Below are 18,196 nucleotides of genomic sequence, written 5' to 3'. Positions count from 1 at the left end.
GCGGGGTTCAGCCTTCCTGCAGGGTGGTGAGGCCGTGCTCGATGAAGACGGGGACGAGCTCGCCGATCCGGTCGAAGCCGGCGCCGACGGTTTGGCCGAGGGTGTAGCGGTAGTGGATGCCCTCGAGGATCACGGCGAGCTTGAACCAGGCGAAGGCCGTGTACCAGGGCAGCGCGGAGACGTCGCGGCCCGACAGCTCCGCGTAGCGCGCGACCAGTTCGGCGGGCGCGGGGTGGCCGGCGGCCGCTGCGGTGGTGCTGACGGGGGAGTCCGGCAGGTCCAGCTTCGTGCTGTACATCACCAGCAGGCCGAGGTCGGTCAGCGGGTCGCCGAGGGTGGACATCTCCCAGTCGAGGATCGCGGTGATCCGGTCGTCGCCGTCGATCAGCACGTTGTCCAGGCGGTAGTCGCCGTGCACCACGGTCGCGGCGGGGGAGACGGGCAGCGAGCGGCCGAGCGCCGCGTGCAGCTCGTCGATGCCGGCCAGCTCACGGTTGCGCGAGGCGTCCAGCTGCTTGCCCCAGCGGCACAGCTGCCGGTCGAGGAAGCCCTCCGGGCGGCCGAAGTCGCCGAGGCCCGCAGCGGCCGGGTCGACGGCGTGCAGCTCGACCAGGGTGTCGACCAGGCCGAGGACCGCGGCGCGGGTGCGCTCCGGGCCGAGGGGGGCGAGCTGCTCGGCCGAGCGGTACGGGGTGCCGGGCATGAACTCCATGACGTAGAACGGCGCGCCGAGCACGGACTCGTCGTCGCAGAGCAGCACCGGCCGCGGCACGGGCACGGCGGTCGGGTGCAGGGCGCTGATCACCCGGTGCTCGCGCTTCATGTCGTGCGCGGTGGCGAGCACGTGGCCGAGCGGCGGGCGGCGCACCACCCACTGCGCGACCCCGTCGGTGACGGCGTACGTGAGGTTCGAGCGGCCGCCCTCGATCAGCCGGGCCCGGAGCGGTCCGTCCACCAGGCCGGGCCGCTCGCGGTCCAGGTGGCCGCGGAGCCGCTCGAGGTCGAGACCTGGCGGGGGACTGGAGCTCATGGTGCCTACCTCCGGGAGCGGGGCGAGGGCCGTACGGACGGCCGGACGTCCTCCGTATCATGACCGACCAGTCGGTATGTCGTCCAGAGGGTGCACCCACAAGCGTCTGACCTGCGGGTTCGCGGCGGTCCCGTGCCGCGCGCGGCTAGGCGTGGCAGGCCACGGGCACCCCGCCGTTCATGGCCGCCATGTCGCGGAAGATCACCGCCGGGTCGAGCGGCGAGCCCACCGGCAGCCCGTCCAGCTCCGCGTAGGCCCGGTGCAGATTGGCGACCAGCCGCTCGCTCTCCCGCCAGGCCGCGAACTCGCCGAGGTCGGCGGTCCGCGCCGTCTCCAGCGGCCCCGCGCCCTTGGCGTGCCCCTCCCGCGCCAGCTCGGCGACCCAGCGCAGATAGCGCTCGGTGGCGTCGTACGCGGACGGGTCCGTCACCGGCCCGTGCCCCGGCACCACCGTTTCCGCGTCCAGCGAGCGCAGCAGGTCCAGGGCGCGCAGCGAACCGGCGAGCGAGCCCATCGGGACGAACGGCGTCCCGCCGTGGAAGATCAGGTCGCCGGTGAACACCACGCCCTGCTCGGGGAGATGGACGATCGAGTCTCCCGTCGTGTGCGCCACGCCCGGGTGCAGCACCCGGACCTCGGTGCCGCCGGCGTGCAGCGTCAGCCGCTCGCTGTACGTGAGGGTGGGCGGCGTGACGCGGATGTCGCCGAAGTCGGTCTGCGGCCACAGCAGGTGCAGCTGCCGCCCGGCGGCCAGCTGCTCGGAGCGGCAGCTGTCGTGCCCCACGATCAGTGCGGCCGGCGCGAACACCCCGTTGCCGTAGGTGTGATCGCCGTGGTGATGCGTGTTCACGACCGTGCGCGGCACGGGCAGCCCCGCGGCGAGCACCGCGTCGCGCAGCAGCAGGGCGCGGCGCTCGGTGGCCGCCGTGTCCACGAGCAGGCTCTCCCGCCCGTCGCCCAGGAAGCCGGCGTTGTTCAGGCACCAGCCGCCGTCCGGCTGCACGAACGCGTGCACCCCCGGGGCGAGTCGGACGGTGTACGGGTCGGTGGCGGTCATGAGGTCCCCCCGGGAGCGGCTGACGGATCGGCGAAAGCCTGCCAGCCGGGCGCGCCCGGGGGAAGCCGGTCCCGGTCGGGGGCCGGGTCGGTGACGAACCGTCAGTGGTCGTCCCAGTGGCCGTCGTGGGCCGCGTGACGGTGGCCGTCGTGCACGTAGTCGAGGTGGTCGCCGTGCACCACGGAGGTGTGCCCGCAGTTCGGCCCGTGCTCGTGGCCGGGGTGGGTGTGCGGGACGTGGTTCGGGGTCTCGCACTCGTCCCAGTGGCCCTCGTGCTCGCGGTGCAGGTGACCGGCGTGGGCGTAGTCGACGTGGTCGCCGTGGTCGACCGCGAGATGCCCGCAGGTCGGCCCGTGGGTGTGTGCGTGCGTCGGGTGCTCGTGGTGGAGGAGGGTCATGACGTCGCCTCCGGGATGGGGGTGGCTGTCCCCCTCAGGCTAGTCCGAAATGCCCGACTCTTCCCGGCCGGCTCCCGGAGCCCCGCCCCAGGCGGCCCCGTGCCGGGGGCTCAGACCACCATCGCCACCGCGAACGCCGCCAGGGCCACCGTCGCGCCCGCGCTCAGCAGGGCGGCGCGGTGGGACAGGGCGGCGGGCCGGGGCGCGTCCAGGGCCTGGATGCGGCGGTGCGCCACCACCAGGAACCCCAGCCAGACCAGCACCGACAGCGCCGCCGCGGACAGCCCCGCCGGCGTCACCCCGTCGTGGATCGACTGCTTCGCCGCGAACACCGCCGCCACCGTCGCCGACAGCGTCGTCCGCCGCCACGCGAGCCGCGTCCGCTCCGGCTGCAGCCCCGGGTCCCGGTCCGGCGCCGTCACCCGGCCCAGCCGAACAGCACGACCACCACCATCGCGAGCGCCACCACGGCCACCGCGAGGCTCAGCACCGTCGGGAACCGCGACACCGGCAGGTCCTCGCCGCGCCGCATCGCCCGCTCGCAGCGCACCCAGTGGTTCACCGCGCGCAGCGCGCACAGCACGCCCGCGCCGATCAGCGCCAGCGCGAGCCCGACCCGGACGCCCCACCGCAGGTCCGGCAGGAACTGGTCCACGGCGAAGCCGCCGCCGACCAGCGCGAGCCCGGTCCGCACCCAGGCGAGGAAGGTGCGCTCGTTCGCCAGCGAGAACCGGTAGTCCGGCGTCTCGCCCTCCTCCCGGATCCGCTGCGGGGCGAACCACAGGCGCAGGCTCTGTACGAAGTCGCTCACGCGGGGCACCTTACCCAGCGGTCCCGCCGGCCGCCCGGTGCGCGAGCAGCCGCTCGTACGCGGCCAGGCCGTCCGGCACCCACTCCCACGCGCCGAGCCGCGCGGTCAGCTCCTCCTCGGTCAGGAAGGCGTGCCAGGCGACCTCCTCCGCCTGCGGCTTCACCGGAAGGTCGCAGCGGACCTCGTACACCGCCGACCACCAGCGGCCGCCCTCGCCGTCGTACAGGAAGCGGAACAGCGGCCGCGGCCGGTCGAGCCCGGAGACCCCGAGTTCCTCCTCGGCCTCGCGCAGCGCCGCGTCGTCGTACGACTCGCCCGCCCCGACCACGCCGCCCACGAACAGGTCGTAGCGGGACGGGAACACCAGCTTGTCCGGGGTGCGCCGGTGCACGAAGGTCCGGCCCTCGGCGTCCCGGACGTGGATGAAGGTGCAGCGGTGGATCAGACCCCGCGCGTACACCTCGCCGCGCGGGGCCCGGCCGATCACCTCGTCGTTCTCGTCGACGACGTCGAGCAGTTCCTCGGCAGGGTTCATGCCGCCATCCAAGCAGCCTCAGCGGCCCATGACGTACTCCACCGTCGGGCCCGTGGTCCAGCCGCCGTCCACCGCCAGCTCCGCGCCCGTCACGTACGAGGCGGCGTCGGACAGCAGGAAGACGACCGCGCCCGCGATCTCGTCGGCCTCCCCGACCCGGCCCATGGGCGTGTTCGGGTACTTGCCCTCGCCCCGCTCGATGCCCACCGAGGCGGTCATCGGGGTGTACGTCATGCCGGGGTGCACGGAGTTGACGCGGATCCGCGCCGTGCCGAGCTCCACCGCGCCGATCTTCGTCAGCCCGCGCACGCCCCACTTGGACGCGCCGTAGCCGGCGGTCAGCGCCAGGCCCATGAGGCCCGCCGCGGAGGAGATGTTGACGATCGAGCCGCCGCCCGCCTCCTTCATCGCCGGGACCGCGGTCTTCATCCCGATGAACACGCCGGTCAGGTTGATGTCGAGGACCCGCCGGAAGTTCTCGACGGACTCGCTCTCCAGGAAGGCGCCGGTCGCGATGCCCGCGTTGTTCACCAGCCCGTGCAGCGCGCCGAACTCGGCGACGGCGTACGCGACGGCCGCCGCCCACTCCTCCTCGGAGGTCACGTCGTGGTGCAGGAACCGGGCCCGCTCGCCGAGCTCGGCCGCGGTCGCCGCGCCCTGCTCGTCCAGCACGTCGGTGAGCACGACGTTCGCGCCGGCCGCGACGGCCCGGCGGGCGGCCTCGGCGCCCAGGCCGCGGGCGCCGCCGGTGATGAGGACGGTCTTGCCGCTGAGGTCGTTCATGGAAGGTCCCTTCGGACGGCGGGCTGGGGCGCCCGGAGCAGTGCGGTGGTGGTGGCGACGAGATCGGACAGGAACAGCGACCGCCCGGTGAGCGGCTCGACGCCGTGGAGGTACTGCCGGGCCCGGTCGGCCATCGCCGCGCCGACGACGGTCAGCGCCAGGTCCAGCCGTTCGAGCCGCAGGGGCTCGGGCAGGCCCTCGGCGGCCAGCCGGGCCTCGATCCGCTCGAAGAGCGTCCAGTACGGGGTGCCGGCGAGGGTCGGGTGCGGCGTCCGGGTCCGGACCCCGCTCTCGTGGCTGAGCTGCGCGGAGATCCGCAGACAGCGCCGGCCCCGGTCGCTGTCCAGCTCGCTCGCCTCGGCCGCGACGAGGACCCCGACCAGCTCGGGCAGCTCGTCCGGCGCGACCGCCAGCAGAGGCGCGAGGACCGCGTTCGTGCGGAGCTGACGGCCGGCCGTCACCGCGTCGACCAGCCCCTCGCGGGAGCCGAAGTGGTACTGCACGGCCGACGGGTTGGCCTGTCCGGCCAGTGCCACGACGTCCCGGAGCTGGCCGCCGTGGACGCCCTGGACGGCGAAGATCTCCTCCGCCGCCCGGATCAGGCGCTCCCGCGTCTCGGGTCCTGAAGTCCTTGCCATGCAGCCATGTTAATGCCCGACATTAAAAAGGGAAGAGGTGCGGAATCCGGTCGCAGCCGTTGACTGGATACAGTCCTGTATCCACGATGTGGGCCATGTCGTACGACGCTGATGTGATCGTCATCGGGGCGGGCCTCGCCGGCCTCGTCGCCACCGCGGAACTGGTCGAGGCCGGCCGGAGCGTGATCCTGATCGACCAGGAGCCCGAACAGTCCCTGGGCGGCCAGGCGCACTGGTCCTTCGGCGGGCTCTTCCTCGTCGACTCGCCGGAGCAGCGGCGGATGCGGATCAAGGACAGTCACGCCCTCGCCCTGCAGGACTGGCTCGGCACCGCCGGCTTCGACCGGGACGAGGACCACTGGCCGCGCCGCTGGGCCGAGGCGTACGTCGACTTCGCGGCGGGCGAGAAGCGCGCCTGGCTCCGGGCCCGCGGCGTCCGGTTCTTCCCCGTGGTCGGCTGGGCCGAGCGCGGCGGGTACGACGCGAACGGGCACGGCAACTCCGTGCCCCGCTTCCACATCACCTGGGGCACCGGCCCCGGCCTCGTCGCCCCCTTCGAGGCGCGGGTCCGCGAGGGCGTCGCCCGGGGCCTGGTGACCTTCCGCTTCCGGCACCGGGTGACCGGCCTCGGCCGCACCGCCGGCAGCGTCGACACCGTCACCGGCGAGATCCTCGAACCCTCCGACGCCGAGCGCGGCACCGCCAGCAGCCGGGTGGCCGTCGGGGAGTTCTCGTACCGCGCCCAGGCCGTGATCGTCACCTCCGGCGGCATCGGCGGCAACCACGAACTCGTGCGCAAGCAGTGGCCGGAGCGGCTCGGCACCCCGCCGGCCCGGCTGCTCTCCGGGGTGCCCGCGCACGTCGACGGGCTGATGCTCGGGATCGCCGAGGACGCCGGGGCCCGCCACATCAACCGCGACCGGATGTGGCACTACACCGAGGGCATCGAGAACTGGAACCCCATCTGGGCCCGGCACGGCATCCGCATCCTGCCCGGCCCCTCGTCGCTCTGGCTGGACGCCCGCGGCCGCCGGCTCCCGGTCCCGCTGTTCCCCGGCTTCGACACGCTCGGCACGCTCGAACACATCATGCGGACCGGCCACGACCACACCTGGTTCGTGCTCGACAAGAGGATCATCGGCAAGGAGTTCGCGCTCTCCGGCTCCGAGCAGAACCCCGACCTCACCGGCAAATCGGTGCGCGACGTGCTCGGCCGCGCCCGCGTCGACGTGCCGGGTCCCGTGCAGGCGTTCATGGACCACGGCGTCGACTTCGTCGTCGAGGACGACCTGTCCGCGCTCGTCCGGGGCATGAACGCGCTGACGGAGGAGCCGCTGATCGACGAGGCGGAGCTGCGCCGCGAGATCACCGCCCGGGACCGGGAGATCGCCAACCCGTTCACCAAGGACCTCCAGGTCACGGCGATCCGCGGGGCCCGCAACTATCTCGGCGACCGGCTCATCCGGACCGCCGCGCCGCACCGCATCCTCGACCCGAAGGCCGGTCCGCTCATCGCCGTACGGCTCAACATCCTGACCCGCAAGTCCCTCGGCGGCCTGGAGACGGACCTGTCCTCGCGGGTGCTGCAGGAGGGCGGCGAGGTGCTGCCGGGCGTGTACGCGGCGGGCGAGGCGGCCGGCTTCGGTGGCGGCGGCGTCCACGGGTACCGCTCGCTGGAGGGCACCTTCCTCGGCGGCTGCGTCTTCTCCGGCCGCGCCGCGGGCCGCGCGGCGGCGCGCGCGGTGGACTAGGACCGGATGCGCACGAGGGCCGGCCGCCTCCGGAGAGGCGGCCGGCCCTCGTCATGTCCTGCCCCGGGTCACAACACCAGCGACAGCAGCAGCACGAAGACGATGCCGACGACCGAGATGATCGTCTCCATCACCGACCAGGTCTTGATCGTCTGGCCGACGTTCATGCCGAAGTACTCCTTCACCAGCCAGAACCCGGCGTCGTTCACATGGCTGAAGAACAGCGAACCGGCGCCGATGGCCAGCACCAGCAGGGCCGTCTCGGTGGTCGTCATGCCCTCGGCGAGCGGGGCCACCAGACCGGCGGCGGAGATCGTCGCCACGGTCGCGGAGCCGGTCGCGAGCCGGATCGCCACCGCGATCAGCCAGGCGAGCAACAGGGCCGGGATCGACCAGTTCTCGGAGAAGTCCAGGATCATCTGGCCCACGCCGACGTCGATCAGGGTCTGCTTGAACCCGCCGCCCGCACCGACGATCAGCAGCACGCCCGCGATCGGGGCGAGGGACTTCTCGACGGTCGAGGAGATCCGGTCCTTGGTGAAGCCGGCCGCGCGGCCCAGCGTGAAGATGCCCACGATCACCGCGGCGAGCAGGGCGATCAGCGGCGAGCCGATGACGTCGGTGACCTTCTGGACCGGGTTCTCCGGGTCGTCCACGACGATGTCGACGAGCGCCTTGACCAGCATCAGGACGACCGGCAGCAGCACGGTGGCGACGGTGACGCCGAAGCCCGGACGCTTCTCCAGGTCCTCCGAGGGCCGCTGCGGGATCATGTTCTCCGGGGCGGGCACGTCCACCCAGCGGGCGGCGTACCGGGAGAACAGCGGGCCCGCGATGATCACCGTCGGTATGGCGACCAGCAGGCCCAGGGCCAGCGTGATGCCGAGGTTCGCCTTGAGGGCGTCGATGGCCACCAGCGGGCCGGGGTGCGGCGGGATCAGACCGTGCATCACCGACAGGCCGGCCAGCGCCGGGATGCCGATCCGCATCAGCGAGTAGTTGCCGCGCTTGGCGACCAGCAGCACCACCGGGATCAGCAGCACGATGCCGACCTCGAAGAAGAGCGGCAGACCGATCACGGAGGCGATCAGCACCATCGCCCACGGCATGCCCCTGCCGCCGAACCTGGCCAGGATCGTGTCGACGATCTGGTCGGCGCCGCCGGAGTCGGCGAGCAGCTTGCCGAGGATCGCGCCGAGCGCGATCAGCACGCCGACGCTCGCCACCGTCTTGCCCAGACCCGTGCCGAAGGAGTCGACGGTCGCGCCGAGCGGGGCCCCGGCGAAGGCGCCCAGCGCCAGCGAACCGATGGTCAGCGCCAGGAAGGCGTGCAACTTGAACTTGGTGATGAGCAGGACGATGACGGCGATGCCGGCGAGCACGGCGAGACCGAGCTGGGCGTTGCCGGCCGAGGTGATCGGCTCGGTCGCGTCCGCTGCCAGCATCTCGACGCTGAGTCTGGTCACGGGGGTTCCTTAGGGACGGTGCCTCGGGGGAGGCCGGGGGAGTCGCGCCGCGGCGGGGGAGGACCGCGGCACGGGGGTGGGGCGAGGGTCAGGCGGCGAGCCGGCGCAGCGCGGCGACGGCCCGCTCGGTGATCTCCTCGGGGGAACCGGAGACGTCGACGGCGACGCCGGGCTCGTCCTCCTGCAGGGGCTGCAGGGTGGCGAACTGGGAGTCCAGCAGCGCGGTCGGCATGAAGTGGCCCCTGCGGGCCTCCATCCGCCGCTCGATCAGCTGCCGGTCGCCGGTGAGGTGCAGGAAGACCACGCCGGGCGCGGCCGCCCGCAGCCGGTCCCGGTAGATCCGCTTGAGGGCGGAGCTGCTGACCACCCCGCCGAGCCCGGCCCGGTCGTGCGCCCAGCGCCCGATGGCGTCGAGCCACGGGGCGCGGTCGGCGTCGTCCAGGGGGATGCCGGCCGACATCTTGGCCACGTTCGCCTCCGGGTGGAAGTCGTCGCCCTCGGCGTACGGGACGCCGAGCGCCTCGGCGACCAGCGGACCGATCGTGGTCTTGCCGGTGCCGGCGACTCCCATCACGACGACGACCTGGGGGGCCGTGCGAGAGGTGGTGCTCATGGGGGGCCTCGCGTTCTTCGCTGTCTCCGTCGACAGATGTCCGTCGCGCTCATGAAACCTATTGGGTACGACGTATTCAAGACTCTGTGACATAAAAGTCGTACTTTTTGTTCCCGCCTCTCGTGCGCCCGTAGGCTGATCCCCATGACGACACCGGCCCCGGGCCTTCATCCGCAGGTTCTGGCCACCCTGGGCCTCGCCATCACGGCCGGTGAGTACCCGCCGGGCACCGTGCTGCGCACCGACGAGCTCGCGGAGCGCTTCGAGGTCTCCCGCACCGTCGTCCGCGAGGTCGTCCGGGTCCTCGAGTCCATGCATCTCGTCGAGTCCCGCCGCCGGGTGGGCGTGATCGTCCTGCCGACCGACGCCTGGAACGTGTACGACCCCCAGGTCATCCGCTGGCGCCTGGCCGGCGCCGACCGGCCCCGCCAGCTGCGCTCGCTGACCGTGCTGCGCTCCGCCGTCGAGCCCGTCGCCGCGGGCCTGGCCGCCGTCCATGCCACCCCGGAGCAGTGCCGCGAGCTCACCGAGCAGGCGCTCGGCATGGTCGCCACCTCGCGCGGCCGGCAGCTGGAGGCGTACCTCGTGCACGACATCGCCTTCCACCGGGTCGTGCTCAACGCCTCCGGCAACGAGATGTTCGCCCGGCTCGGCGACGTCGTCGCGGAGGTGCTCGCCGGCCGCACCCACCACCATGTGATGTTCGAGGATCCCGACCCGGCCGCCGTCACCCTGCACGTCCAGGTCGCCGAGGCCGTTCGCGAACGGGACGCCGAGCGGGCCGAGCGCCTCACCCGCGAGATCGCCGTCGGCGCGCTCAAGGAACTGGACGTTCTCGCTCCGTAAATGCGGCCGACGCCGGGAAAATACCTGTGCGTAACCTCAGAAGTAGCTCAAATAAGGGCGTTCAGTGACGTTGGTCACTGTCAGTGAGGGCTTCTTGTCTGACGATGTGCGCTGGCCGCGCGAAAGGACGATCTCCTCGAGTCCGGCCGGGTACCGCACAGACCCCTCCCCCTCACGAAGGCGAACAACTCCATGAGTGACCGCATGTCCACTGCGGCCGACCCGCTGTCCGCCGGTTCGGCGGCCTCCACGGCGTCGAACACCCCCACCCACGTGGACGCCGGCGACGCCGGCTACCGCAAGGACCTGAAGTCCCGGCACATCAACATGATCGCCATCGGCGGCGCGATCGGCACCGGCCTGTTCCTCGGCGCCGGCGGCCGCATGGCGAACGCCGGCCCCTCCCTCTTCATCGCCTACGCGATCTGCGGCGTGTTCGCCTTCTTCGTGGTGCGGGCCCTCGGTGAGCTCGTGCTCTACCGCCCCTCCTCTGGCGCCTTCGTCTCCTACGCCCGTGAGTTCATGGGCGAGAAGGGCGCCTACACGGCCGGCTGGCTGTACTTCCTGAACTGGTCGACCACCGCCGTCGCCGACATCACCGCGGCCGCGACCTACGCCCACTTCTGGTCGATGTTCAGCGACGTCCCGCAGTGGATCCTCGCGCTGATCGCCCTCGCCATCGTGCTCGCCGCCAACCTCATCTCCGTGAAGTACTTCGGCGAGATGGAGTTCTGGTTCGCGATCATCAAGGTCGCCGCCCTGGTGATCTTCATGGTCGTCGGCATCTTCCTCGTCGTGACCTCGCACGACGTCGGCGGCCACACGCCTGGCCTGGCCAACATCAGCGAGAACGGCGGCATCTTCCCGAACGGCGTCATGCCGATGCTGCTGCTGATCCAGGGCGTCGTCTTCGCCTACGCCTCCGTCGAGCTGTGCGGCGTCGCCGCCGGCGAGACCGAGAACCCCGAGAAGATCATGCCCAAGGCGATCAACTCGATCATGTGGCGCGTCGGCCTGTTCTACGTCGGCTCCGTCGTCCTGCTGGCGCTGATCCTCCCGTACACCGCCTACACCGGCGACCAGAGCCCGTTCGTCACCGTCTTCGACAAGCTCGGCATCCCCGGCGCCGCCGGCGTGATGAACCTCGTCGTCCTGACGGCCGCGCTCTCCAGCCTGAACTCCGGCCTGTACTCCACCGGCCGCATCCTGCGCTCCATGTCGCTGGCCGGCTCCGCGCCGAAGTTCACCGGCGTCATGAACAAGGGCGGCGTCCCCTACGGCGGCATCCTGCTCACCGCGGGCTTCGGCGTCGCCGGCGTCTTCCTCAACTTCGTCATGCCGGAGGACGCCTTCGAGCTGGTGCTGAACTTCGCCTCGATCGGCATCATCGGCACCTGGGCGATGATCATGGTCTGCTCGCTGCTCTTCGTCCGCCGCGCCAAGGAGGGCAAGCTGGTCCGCCCGGCGTACCAGCTGCCCTGGGCCCCGTACACGCAGATCGTGACGCTGGTCTTCCTGGCCTCCGTCGTGGTCCTGATGTGGATGGACGGCGGCGTCGGCCGCACCACCGTCAACTGCCTGCCGCTCATCGCGGCCGCCCTGGTCGGCGGCTGGTTCCTGGTCCGCGGCCGGGTCCGCGCCACGGCCGGCTCCGCGCAGGACTGACGCCCCCCTCCCGTACGGGAGCAACGAGACCCCCGCAGGCGTGGCCTGCGGGGGTCTCGCGCTGCGTCAGGAGACAGTGATACCCAAGAGCCTTACAAGATCCGGTGCGAGGAAGGGAAGTCCACGATGCCGCAGCAGGTGCAGGGGGTCGTCGCCCCCGGCAGGAACGAGCCCGTACGCGTCGAGACGATTCTGATCCCCGACCCCGGACCGGGCGAGGCCGTGGTGATGGTCCAGGCCTGCGGCGTCTGCCACACCGACCTGCACTACAAGCAGGGCGGGATCAACGACGAGTTCCCCTTCCTCCTCGGTCACGAGGCCGCCGGCGTCGTCGAGTCCGTCGGCGAGGGCGTCACCGACGTCGCCCCCGGCGACTTCGTGATCCTCAACTGGCGCGCCGTCTGCGGCTCCTGCCGGGCCTGCCTGCGCGGCCGCCCCTGGTACTGCTTCGACACCCACAACGCGAAGCAGCGGATGACCCTGCTCGACGGCACGGAACTCTCCCCGGCCCTCGGCATCGGCGCCTTCGCCGAGAAGACCCTGGTCGCCGCCGGACAGTGCACCAAGGTCGACCCCGCCGTCGCCCCGTCCGTCGCCGGCCTTCTCGGCTGCGGCGTCATGGCCGGCATCGGCGCCGCCGTCAACACCGGCAACGTCGGCCGCGGCGACTCCGTCGCCGTCATCGGCTGTGGCGGCGTCGGCGACGCGGCGATCGTCGGCGCCCGGCTCGCCGGCGCGGCCCGGATCATCGCCGTCGACATCGACGACCGCAAGCTCGAGACGGCCACATCGATGGGAGCCACCCACACCGTCAACTCCCGCACCGCCGACCCCGTCGAGGCGATCCGCGAGCTCACCGGCGGCTTCGGCGCCGACGTCGTCATCGAGGCGGTCGGCCGCCCCGAGACGTACGAGCAGGCCTTCTACGCCCGCGACCTCGCCGGCACCGTCGTCCTCGTCGGCGTCCCCACCCCCGACATGAAGCTGGAACTGCCGCTGATCGACGTCTTCGGCCGCGGCGGGGCGCTCAAGTCCTCCTGGTACGGCGACTGCCTCCCCTCCCGCGACTTCCCGATGCTCATCGACCTGCACCAGCAGGGCCGCATCGACCTCGCCGCCTTCGTCACCGAGACCATCGGCCTGGGCGACGTCGAGAAGGCCTTCGCCCGCATGCACGAGGGCGACGTGCTGCGCTCGGTGGTGGTCCTCTGATGGCCGCCCGCATCGACCGCCTCGTCACCTCCGGCACGTTCTCCCTCGACGGCGGGACCTGGGAGGTGGACAACAACGTCTGGATCGTCGGCGACGACTCCGAGGCCCTCGTCATCGACGCCGCGCACGACGCCGAGGCGATCCTCGCCGCCCTCGACGGCCGCACCCTGCGCGCCATCGTCTGCACCCACGCCCACGACGACCACATCGACGCCGCCCCGGCCCTCGCCGCCGCCACCGGCGCGCGCATCCTGCTGCACCCCGGCGACCACCCGCTGTGGAAGCTCACCCACCCCGACCACACCCCCGACGGCGAACTGGCCGACGGTCAGGTGCTCACCATCGCCGGCACCGACCTCACGGTGCTGCACACCCCCGGCCACGCCCCCGGCGCGGTCTGCCTGTACGCCCCCCAGCTCGGCACGCTCTTCTCCGGCGACACCCTCTTCCAGGGCGGCCCCGGCGCCACCGGCCGGTCCTTCTCGGACTTCCCGACGATCATCGACTCGATCCGGGAGAAGCTGCTGACCCTGCCCCCGCAGACCGTCGTCCGCACCGGCCACGGCGACTCCACCACCATCGGCGAGGAGGCCCCGCACCTGGAGGAATGGCTCAGGCGCGGCCACTGAGCGAGAGCCCGCTCCCGAACCGCAGCTCCGCGCCCGTGACCGGGTCGGGGAACTCCAGCGTCCGCGCCAGCAGCCGCAGCGGCCGCGTGTGGTCCTCCGGCCCGTCCGGGCGCACCACCGGGTACACCGGGTCGTCCAGGATCGGCACGCCCAGCGCGTTCATGTGCACCCGGAGCTGATGGGTCCGCCCGGTCACCGGCACCAGCCGGTACCGGGCGAGCCCGCCGTCGAGCCGCTCCACGAGCTCCACACGGCTCTCGCTGTTCGGCTCGCCGGGCACCTCCCGGGCGGCCTGCTCCCCGCGCTCCTTCTCGATCCGGCTGCGCACGGTCACCGGCAGCGCCAGGCCGGGGTCGTACGGGGCGACCGCCTCGTACTCCTTGCGCACCCGCCGGTCCCGGAACAGCGTCTGGTACGCCCCCCGGTCCTCCGGCCGTACGACGAAGAGCACCAGGCCCGCGGTGAGCCGGTCCAGCCGGTGGGCCGGCTGCAGCTCCGGCAGTTCCAGGTCTCGCCGCAGGCGTGCGAGAGCGGTCTCGGTGATGTGCCGCCCGCGCGGCATGGTGGCGAGGAAATGCGGCTTGTCGGCGACCACGATCCGCTCGTCCCGGTGCACCACGGCCACCTCGAACGGAACCCGCTCCTCGGGGGCGAAGTCCCGGTGGAACCACAGGTACCGCCCGGCGGTGTACGGCTCGTCCCCGTCCACGGCCCGCCCGTCGGCCCCCACGAACCGCCCCTCGGCGAGCATGGCCTCGACCGGCCCGCCCCCGACGGCCGGGCCGAAGCGCGCGATCAGATGCTCCCGTACGGTTCCCCAGACGCCGTCCCGGTCCTCGGGCAGCCGCACGCGCACCGCGTCGATCCCGTCGCGCTGCGGCAACGGCGACACCGGGGTCTTCGTTCTCCGTCGCATCAGGGGCGCTCCGTCGTACGTTTCCGGCCACACCAAGATTCGGCCACAACAAGAAGGACCCCACGTCGTGGGGTCCTTCGCTGGTGTCCGAGGGGGGACTTGAACCCCCACGCCCGATAAAGGGCACTAGCACCTCAAGCTAGCGCGTCTGCCATTCCGCCACCCGGACCAGGTGTCTGTCTTTCCGGCCTGGGCCGTTCCGACGAGGAAAACCATAGCAAACATTCGAGGGGGTCGATCACCACCCCGGGTGCGCGGGAGGATGAGGGGGACCACCGGCAGTGAGGGGCAGTGAAGTGGGAGGAAGCAGCGTGAGCGAGTCGAACGCGAACCGGGGCGTCGCCGGCGAGGACGAGGTCGCGGACCTCTGCCGCGACCTCATCCGCATCGACACCAGCAACTACGGCGACCACTCCGGCCCGGGCGAGCGGGCGGCGGCCGAGTACGTGGCCGAGAAGCTCGCCGAGGTCGGCCTCGAACCGAAGATCTTCGAGTCGCACAAGGGCCGGGCCTCCACGGTGGCCCGGATCGAGGGCGAGGACCCGTCCCGGCCGGCCCTGCTCATCCACGGCCACACCGACGTCGTCCCGGCCAACGCCGAGGACTGGACCCACCACCCGTTCTCCGGGGAGATCGCCGACGGCTGCGTCTGGGGCCGGGGCGCGGTGGACATGAAGGACATGGACGCGATGACCCTGGCGGTCGTCCGCGACCGGCTGCGCAGCGGCCGCAGGCCCCCGCGCGACATCGTGCTCGCCTTCCTCGCCGACGAGGAGGCCGGCGGCACGTACGGCGCGCGGTACCTGGTCGACAAGCACCCGGACCTCTTCGAGGGTGTCACGGAGGCGATCGGCGAGGTCGGCGGCTTCTCGTTCACGGTGAACGAGAACCTGCGGCTCTACCTGGTGGAGACGGCGCAGAAGGGCATGCACTGGATGCGGCTGACCGTCGAGGGCACGGCCGGCCACGGCTCCATGACCAACAGCGACAACGCGATCACCGAGCTGTGCGAGGCGGTGGGACGGCTCGGCCGGCACACGTGGCCGGTGCGGGTCACCAAGACCGTGCGGTCCTTCCTGGACGAGCTGTCCGACGCGCTCGGCACCCCGCTCGACCCCGAGGACATGGACGCCACCCTCGCCAAGCTGGGCGGCATCGCCAAGATGGTCGGGGCCACCCTGCGCAACTCGGCCGCCCCGACGATGCTCGGCGCCGGCTACAAGGTGAACGTGATCCCGGGCCAGGCCACTGCCCACGTCGACGGCCGCTTCCTGCCGGGGTACGAGGAGGAGTTCCTGGCCGATCTGGACCGGATCCTCGGGCCCCGGGTCAGGCGCGAGGACGTGCACGCCGACAAGGCCCTGGAGACCAGCTTCGACGGGAGCCTGGTGGACGCCATGCAGTCGGCGCTGCGCGCCGAGGACCCGATCGCGCGGGCCGTCCCGTACATGCTCTCCGGCGGCACCGACGCCAAGTCCTTCGACGATCTCGGCATCCGCTGCTTCGGCTTCGCACCGCTGCAGCTGCCGCCGGAGCTGGACTTCGCCGGGATGTTCCACGGCGTCGACGAGCGCGTCCCGGTGGACGGGCTGAAGTTCGGCGTGCGCGTGCTGGACCGTTTCATCGACGCCTCGTGACACCCGGGCGGACATTCGCCCGCCTGTTTGACTCTGACCGGAAAGAGTGAATGCGCTCATAGGCTCGTAGCCCCATTACTTCCCCCTCGTTACAGGTGTTGCGGTCCGCAGCGATGGGACCGCTTGCCATCAAGGAGGAATAATGATCAAGAAGGTCGTCGCTGCTGCGGCTGCCACCGGCGGTCTCGTTCTGGCGGGCGCGGGCATGGCCGTTGCCGACGCGGGCGCTCAGGGTGCCGCCGTGCACTCCCCGGGCGTGCTCTCGGGCAACGTCGTCCAGGTCCCGATCCACATCCCGGTGAACGTGTGCGGCAACACGGTCTCCGTGATCGGGCTGCTGAACCCCGCCTTCGGCAACACCTGCGTCAACGCCTGACGTTGAGCCTCGACCCCCAGCGGGTCTGAGCCACGCCGGCCCCGGAGTGCGTGCCATGCACTCCGGGGCCGGTGGGCATTCCGCCCTCCCGGCCGGGTGTCGGGAGGATTCCGAGAAGCCGAGACGGCTTCAGCCGAGAAGGCAGGACTAGCTATGCGACAGGTCACGCGCAAGGGCCTGATCACCGTTGCGGCCGCGGGCGGGGTATTCGCCGCGCTGGGCGGCGGTTACGCGCACGCCGACGCGAATGCGGGCGGCGCCGCGACGAATTCCCCGGGCGTCGCGTCCGGCAATTCCGTCCAGGTTCCGGTGCACGTTCCGGTGAACGCCTGTGGGAACACCGTCAGCGTGGTCGGGGTGCTGAACCCGGCGTTCGGCAACTCGTGCGCCAACGTCTCCGGGCCGGCCTCCGAGCCGGGCGGCGGCGGCAGCGGCTCGTCCGCGGACGGGCAGACGAGCGACTCGCCGGGCGTGGGCTCCGGCAACAACGTCCAGGTGCCGGTCGACGTGCCGGTGAACGCCTGCGGCAACAGCGTCGACGTGATCGGCGTGGGCAACAGCGCGTACGGGAACGACTGCGACAACGGCGTCGAGCCGACGCCGCCGGGCGAGCCGCAGGAGCCGGGGAACCCGGGCGAGCCGAACAACCCGGGCAATCCGGGCGAGCCGCAGCACCCCGGCGAGCCGGGGAAGCCCGCTCACCCGGGTGAGCCCGGCACGTCCGGCGGTCACAACAACCCCGGGACGCGTGCGATCACCCCGCCGCAGAGCTCCGGGGAGCTCGCCGAGACCGGCGCCGGCATCCCGCTCGGCCTGCTGCTCCCGGCCGGCGCGGGTGCGCTGATCGGCGGCGCGATCCTGTACCGCCGCGCCCGCGTCTCCGCCTGACGGACGACGCGACACCAGGGGCCCCGCACGGCGGGGCCCCTTTTCTCTCACCAGGTGGCGCGGAGCTGGCGGATGATGCGCCGGCGCAACCGCACCTTGCGGCTGCCGTCCCGGAGCAGGCTCAACCGGTCCAACTCCCAGTGTCCGTACTCGGCATGATCGGTCAGGAGCCGGGTCGCCTCCTTGCGGGAGACGCCTCGCGGCACGTACACGTCGACAAATTCGTATTCCGGCATCGCATCTATTGTGCGGGCACCGGCTCCGTACGGATAGCGTCTGTCCTATGTCTGATGCTGCGCAGCCCACCGCTGCCGAGGTACGCGCCGCCGCCGAGGCGGTCAAAGCCGCACTGGACCGTCACCTGCAGGCGGTCGAACGCCGCGAGGGCGACGACGACCCCGCCGTCCACGAGGCCTTCAACGCCCTGGCCGCCGCGGCCGAGGCCTACGACGAACGGCTCTACGACCGGTACGACGAGGTCACTCCCTTCGAGATCCCCGGCGCCGAGGACTCGCTGCCTCCGTACGCCGGTCCCGAGGAGCCGCACGCGCTGAGCGTGCTGATCCGGCGCGACTACGCCGTGGTGGAGCCACAGCGCCTGCTCGCCCAGGCGCAGCGGATCGCGGACCTGGAGGCCGACGACGAGGACGGGCCGGAGGGCGCCGCCCTGGTCGGCGGCAGCACGCACGCGGCGATCGGGGTGCTGTTCGGGGAGTACGAACCGGACGAAATCGCCTCGCGGCACAAGGAGTTCGGTCTGGAGGAGGGCGACTCCACGCTCTGGGTCTCGGCCGCCGAGGAGCTGCCGGAACCGGGGGAGTGGCTGGACGCGCCCTTCGAGCAGGCCGACCCGGAGCGGATCGTGTGCCGCTTCGACGTCAGCGCGGTCTTCGACGACGAGACGGCCGACGAGGACGACGTCCGCGGCTGAGCGCCCGGAGGGGC

Annotated in this window: 21 protein-coding genes and 1 tRNA gene; 9 read left to right on the top strand and 13 right to left on the bottom strand. The window is 72.1% G+C overall.

All coding sequences use genetic code 11. The features are described from left to right. Positions 1-7: 7 nt before the first annotated feature. The 8 genes from ACNJ93_RS05355 to ACNJ93_RS05320 form a co-directional block, all read right to left on the bottom strand. Entirely contained in the window at positions 8-1,030 is a 1,023-nt protein-coding gene (locus tag ACNJ93_RS05355; RefSeq protein ID WP_418956166.1) for a phosphotransferase family protein, read from the bottom strand. Positions 1,031-1,175: 145 nt separating this feature from the next. Beyond that, positions 1,176-2,087 (bottom strand): MBL fold metallo-hydrolase, encoded by a 912-nt coding sequence (locus tag ACNJ93_RS05350; protein WP_418956165.1) that lies wholly within the window; start codon positions 2,085-2,087, stop codon positions 1,176-1,178. A 101-nt stretch (positions 2,088-2,188) separates the two neighbouring features. Further along, positions 2,189-2,485 carry a hypothetical protein gene (locus tag ACNJ93_RS05345; RefSeq protein ID WP_418956164.1) on the bottom strand — a complete coding sequence of 99 codons (297 nt, stop codon included), beginning with the start codon at positions 2,483-2,485 and terminating at the stop codon, positions 2,189-2,191. A 110-nt stretch (positions 2,486-2,595) separates the two neighbouring features. Continuing rightward, positions 2,596-2,907 (bottom strand): DUF202 domain-containing protein, encoded by a 312-nt coding sequence (locus tag ACNJ93_RS05340; RefSeq protein ID WP_418956163.1) that lies wholly within the window; start codon positions 2,905-2,907, stop codon positions 2,596-2,598. Further along, a complete protein-coding gene (locus ACNJ93_RS05335) occupies positions 2,904-3,296 on the bottom strand; it encodes a YidH family protein (RefSeq protein WP_418956162.1) in 393 nt (130 codons plus the stop codon). The genes ACNJ93_RS05340 and ACNJ93_RS05335 overlap by 4 nt, the downstream gene beginning before the upstream one ends. A 10-nt stretch (positions 3,297-3,306) precedes the next feature. Continuing rightward, positions 3,307-3,831: an NUDIX hydrolase gene (locus ACNJ93_RS05330; RefSeq protein ID WP_418956161.1), complete on the bottom strand. Its 525-nt coding sequence runs from the start codon at positions 3,829-3,831 to the stop codon at positions 3,307-3,309. An 18-nt stretch (positions 3,832-3,849) separates the two neighbouring features. Next, positions 3,850-4,614, bottom strand: coding sequence for a glucose 1-dehydrogenase (locus ACNJ93_RS05325; protein WP_418956160.1), 765 nt, complete (start codon positions 4,612-4,614; stop codon positions 3,850-3,852). Then, positions 4,611-5,252 (bottom strand): TetR family transcriptional regulator, encoded by a 642-nt coding sequence (locus ACNJ93_RS05320; protein ID WP_418956159.1) that lies wholly within the window; start codon positions 5,250-5,252, stop codon positions 4,611-4,613. Before ACNJ93_RS05320 ends, ACNJ93_RS05325 begins: the two co-directional genes overlap by 4 nt. Before the next feature lie 95 nt (positions 5,253-5,347). Between ACNJ93_RS05320 and ACNJ93_RS05315 the strand changes: the two genes are divergently transcribed. Next, the gene (locus ACNJ93_RS05315; protein ID WP_418956158.1) at positions 5,348-7,003 is read left to right on the top strand and encodes an FAD-binding dehydrogenase; all 1,656 of its coding nucleotides are present in this window, start codon (positions 5,348-5,350) and stop codon (positions 7,001-7,003) included. 68 nt (positions 7,004-7,071) lie between these two features. Here the strand turns inward: ACNJ93_RS05315 and ACNJ93_RS05310 are convergent, their stop codons facing one another. Together ACNJ93_RS05310 and ACNJ93_RS05305 are read right to left on the bottom strand one after the other, a co-directional pair. Further along, complete coding sequence (locus tag ACNJ93_RS05310) at positions 7,072-8,469, bottom strand: gluconate:H+ symporter (protein WP_418956157.1); 1,398 nt, start codon at positions 8,467-8,469, stop codon at positions 7,072-7,074. An 88-nt stretch (positions 8,470-8,557) separates the two neighbouring features. Beyond that, positions 8,558-9,082 carry a gluconokinase gene (locus ACNJ93_RS05305; RefSeq protein WP_418956156.1) on the bottom strand — a complete coding sequence of 175 codons (525 nt, stop codon included), beginning with the start codon at positions 9,080-9,082 and terminating at the stop codon, positions 8,558-8,560. A gap of 144 nt (positions 9,083-9,226) precedes the next feature. Here ACNJ93_RS05305 and ACNJ93_RS05300 point away from each other — a divergent pair, with 144 nt between their 5' ends. From ACNJ93_RS05300 to ACNJ93_RS05285, 4 genes are all read left to right on the top strand, one after another. Next, positions 9,227-9,928, top strand: a complete 702-nt coding sequence (locus ACNJ93_RS05300; protein WP_418956155.1) for a FadR/GntR family transcriptional regulator — start codon at positions 9,227-9,229, stop codon at positions 9,926-9,928. Positions 9,929-10,120: 192 nt separating this feature from the next. Then, positions 10,121-11,593 carry an amino acid permease gene (locus ACNJ93_RS05295; protein ID WP_418956154.1) on the top strand — a complete coding sequence of 491 codons (1,473 nt, stop codon included), beginning with the start codon at positions 10,121-10,123 and terminating at the stop codon, positions 11,591-11,593. Positions 11,594-11,719: 126 nt separating this feature from the next. Then, a complete protein-coding gene (locus tag ACNJ93_RS05290; RefSeq protein ID WP_418956153.1) occupies positions 11,720-12,805 on the top strand; it encodes an S-(hydroxymethyl)mycothiol dehydrogenase in 1,086 nt (361 codons plus the stop codon). After that, on the top strand, positions 12,805-13,434 hold the full coding sequence (locus ACNJ93_RS05285) for an MBL fold metallo-hydrolase (RefSeq protein ID WP_418956152.1): 630 nt from the start codon (positions 12,805-12,807) through the stop codon (positions 13,432-13,434). The genes ACNJ93_RS05290 and ACNJ93_RS05285 overlap by 1 nt, the downstream gene beginning before the upstream one ends. On the opposite strand, the gene ACNJ93_RS05280 is transcribed toward ACNJ93_RS05285, so the two are convergent. Both ACNJ93_RS05280 and ACNJ93_RS05275 read right to left on the bottom strand, forming a co-directional pair. Continuing rightward, positions 13,418-14,350, bottom strand: coding sequence for a pseudouridine synthase (locus ACNJ93_RS05280; protein WP_418956151.1), 933 nt, complete (start codon positions 14,348-14,350; stop codon positions 13,418-13,420). The two genes, ACNJ93_RS05285 and ACNJ93_RS05280, sit on opposite strands and share 17 nt — an antisense overlap. Before the next feature lie 81 nt (positions 14,351-14,431). Then, a tRNA-Leu gene (locus ACNJ93_RS05275) sits at positions 14,432-14,519 on the bottom strand. 142 nt (positions 14,520-14,661) lie between these two features. Between ACNJ93_RS05275 and ACNJ93_RS05270 the strand changes: the two genes are divergently transcribed. The 3 genes from ACNJ93_RS05270 (at position 14,662) to ACNJ93_RS05260 (ending at position 17,251) form a co-directional block, all read left to right on the top strand. Continuing rightward, positions 14,662-15,987, top strand: coding sequence for a M20/M25/M40 family metallo-hydrolase (locus tag ACNJ93_RS05270; RefSeq protein ID WP_418956150.1), 1,326 nt, complete (start codon positions 14,662-14,664; stop codon positions 15,985-15,987). A gap of 142 nt (positions 15,988-16,129) precedes the next feature. Continuing rightward, a complete protein-coding gene (gene chpH / locus ACNJ93_RS05265; RefSeq protein WP_418956149.1) occupies positions 16,130-16,363 on the top strand; it encodes a chaplin ChpH in 234 nt (77 codons plus the stop codon). A gap of 153 nt (positions 16,364-16,516) precedes the next feature. Continuing rightward, positions 16,517-17,251, top strand: coding sequence for a chaplin family protein (locus ACNJ93_RS05260; protein ID WP_418956148.1), 735 nt, complete (start codon positions 16,517-16,519; stop codon positions 17,249-17,251). A 47-nt stretch (positions 17,252-17,298) separates the two neighbouring features. Here ACNJ93_RS05260 and ACNJ93_RS05255 read toward each other — a convergent pair whose 3' ends face one another. After that, positions 17,299-17,487 (bottom strand): DUF5703 family protein, encoded by a 189-nt coding sequence (locus tag ACNJ93_RS05255; RefSeq protein ID WP_418956147.1) that lies wholly within the window; start codon positions 17,485-17,487, stop codon positions 17,299-17,301. A 47-nt stretch (positions 17,488-17,534) separates the two neighbouring features. Here ACNJ93_RS05255 and ACNJ93_RS05250 point away from each other — a divergent pair, with 47 nt between their 5' ends. Beyond that, positions 17,535-18,182, top strand: a complete 648-nt coding sequence (locus ACNJ93_RS05250; protein WP_418956146.1) for a hypothetical protein — start codon at positions 17,535-17,537, stop codon at positions 18,180-18,182. Positions 18,183-18,196 lie beyond the last annotated feature (14 nt).

Source organism: Streptomyces tritici, from assembly GCF_048500665.1.
In the GTDB taxonomy this organism is placed as follows: Bacteria; Actinomycetota; Actinomycetes; order Streptomycetales; family Streptomycetaceae; genus Streptomyces; species Streptomyces tritici.
Note: the sequence above shows the minus strand (reverse complement) of the source record. Positions and strands in the feature narration are given on the sequence as shown.

Coding starts and splice junctions, on each gene's coding strand:
- ACNJ93_RS05355 (WP_418956166.1), bottom strand. CDS start 1,030: ATGAGCTCCAGTCCCCCGCCAGGTCTCGACCTCGAGCGGCTCCGCGGC.
- ACNJ93_RS05350 (WP_418956165.1), bottom strand. CDS start 2,087: ATGACCGCCACCGACCCGTACACCGTCCGACTCGCCCCGGGGGTGCAC.
- ACNJ93_RS05345 (WP_418956164.1), bottom strand. CDS start 2,485: ATGACCCTCCTCCACCACGAGCACCCGACGCACGCACACACCCACGGG.
- ACNJ93_RS05330 (WP_418956161.1), bottom strand. CDS start 3,831: ATGAACCCTGCCGAGGAACTGCTCGACGTCGTCGACGAGAACGACGAG.
- ACNJ93_RS05325 (WP_418956160.1), bottom strand. CDS start 4,614: ATGAACGACCTCAGCGGCAAGACCGTCCTCATCACCGGCGGCGCCCGC.
- ACNJ93_RS05320 (WP_418956159.1), bottom strand. CDS start 5,252: ATGGCAAGGACTTCAGGACCCGAGACGCGGGAGCGCCTGATCCGGGCG.
- ACNJ93_RS05315 (WP_418956158.1), top strand. CDS start 5,348: ATGTCGTACGACGCTGATGTGATCGTCATCGGGGCGGGCCTCGCCGGC.
- ACNJ93_RS05305 (WP_418956156.1), bottom strand. CDS start 9,082: ATGAGCACCACCTCTCGCACGGCCCCCCAGGTCGTCGTCGTGATGGGA.
- ACNJ93_RS05300 (WP_418956155.1), top strand. CDS start 9,227: ATGACGACACCGGCCCCGGGCCTTCATCCGCAGGTTCTGGCCACCCTG.
- ACNJ93_RS05295 (WP_418956154.1), top strand. CDS start 10,121: ATGAGTGACCGCATGTCCACTGCGGCCGACCCGCTGTCCGCCGGTTCG.
- ACNJ93_RS05290 (WP_418956153.1), top strand. CDS start 11,720: ATGCCGCAGCAGGTGCAGGGGGTCGTCGCCCCCGGCAGGAACGAGCCC.
- ACNJ93_RS05285 (WP_418956152.1), top strand. CDS start 12,805: ATGGCCGCCCGCATCGACCGCCTCGTCACCTCCGGCACGTTCTCCCTC.
- ACNJ93_RS05280 (WP_418956151.1), bottom strand. CDS start 14,350: ATGCGACGGAGAACGAAGACCCCGGTGTCGCCGTTGCCGCAGCGCGAC.
- chpH (WP_418956149.1), top strand. CDS start 16,130: ATGATCAAGAAGGTCGTCGCTGCTGCGGCTGCCACCGGCGGTCTCGTT.
- ACNJ93_RS05260 (WP_418956148.1), top strand. CDS start 16,517: ATGCGACAGGTCACGCGCAAGGGCCTGATCACCGTTGCGGCCGCGGGC.
- ACNJ93_RS05255 (WP_418956147.1), bottom strand. CDS start 17,487: ATGCCGGAATACGAATTTGTCGACGTGTACGTGCCGCGAGGCGTCTCC.
- ACNJ93_RS05250 (WP_418956146.1), top strand. CDS start 17,535: ATGTCTGATGCTGCGCAGCCCACCGCTGCCGAGGTACGCGCCGCCGCC.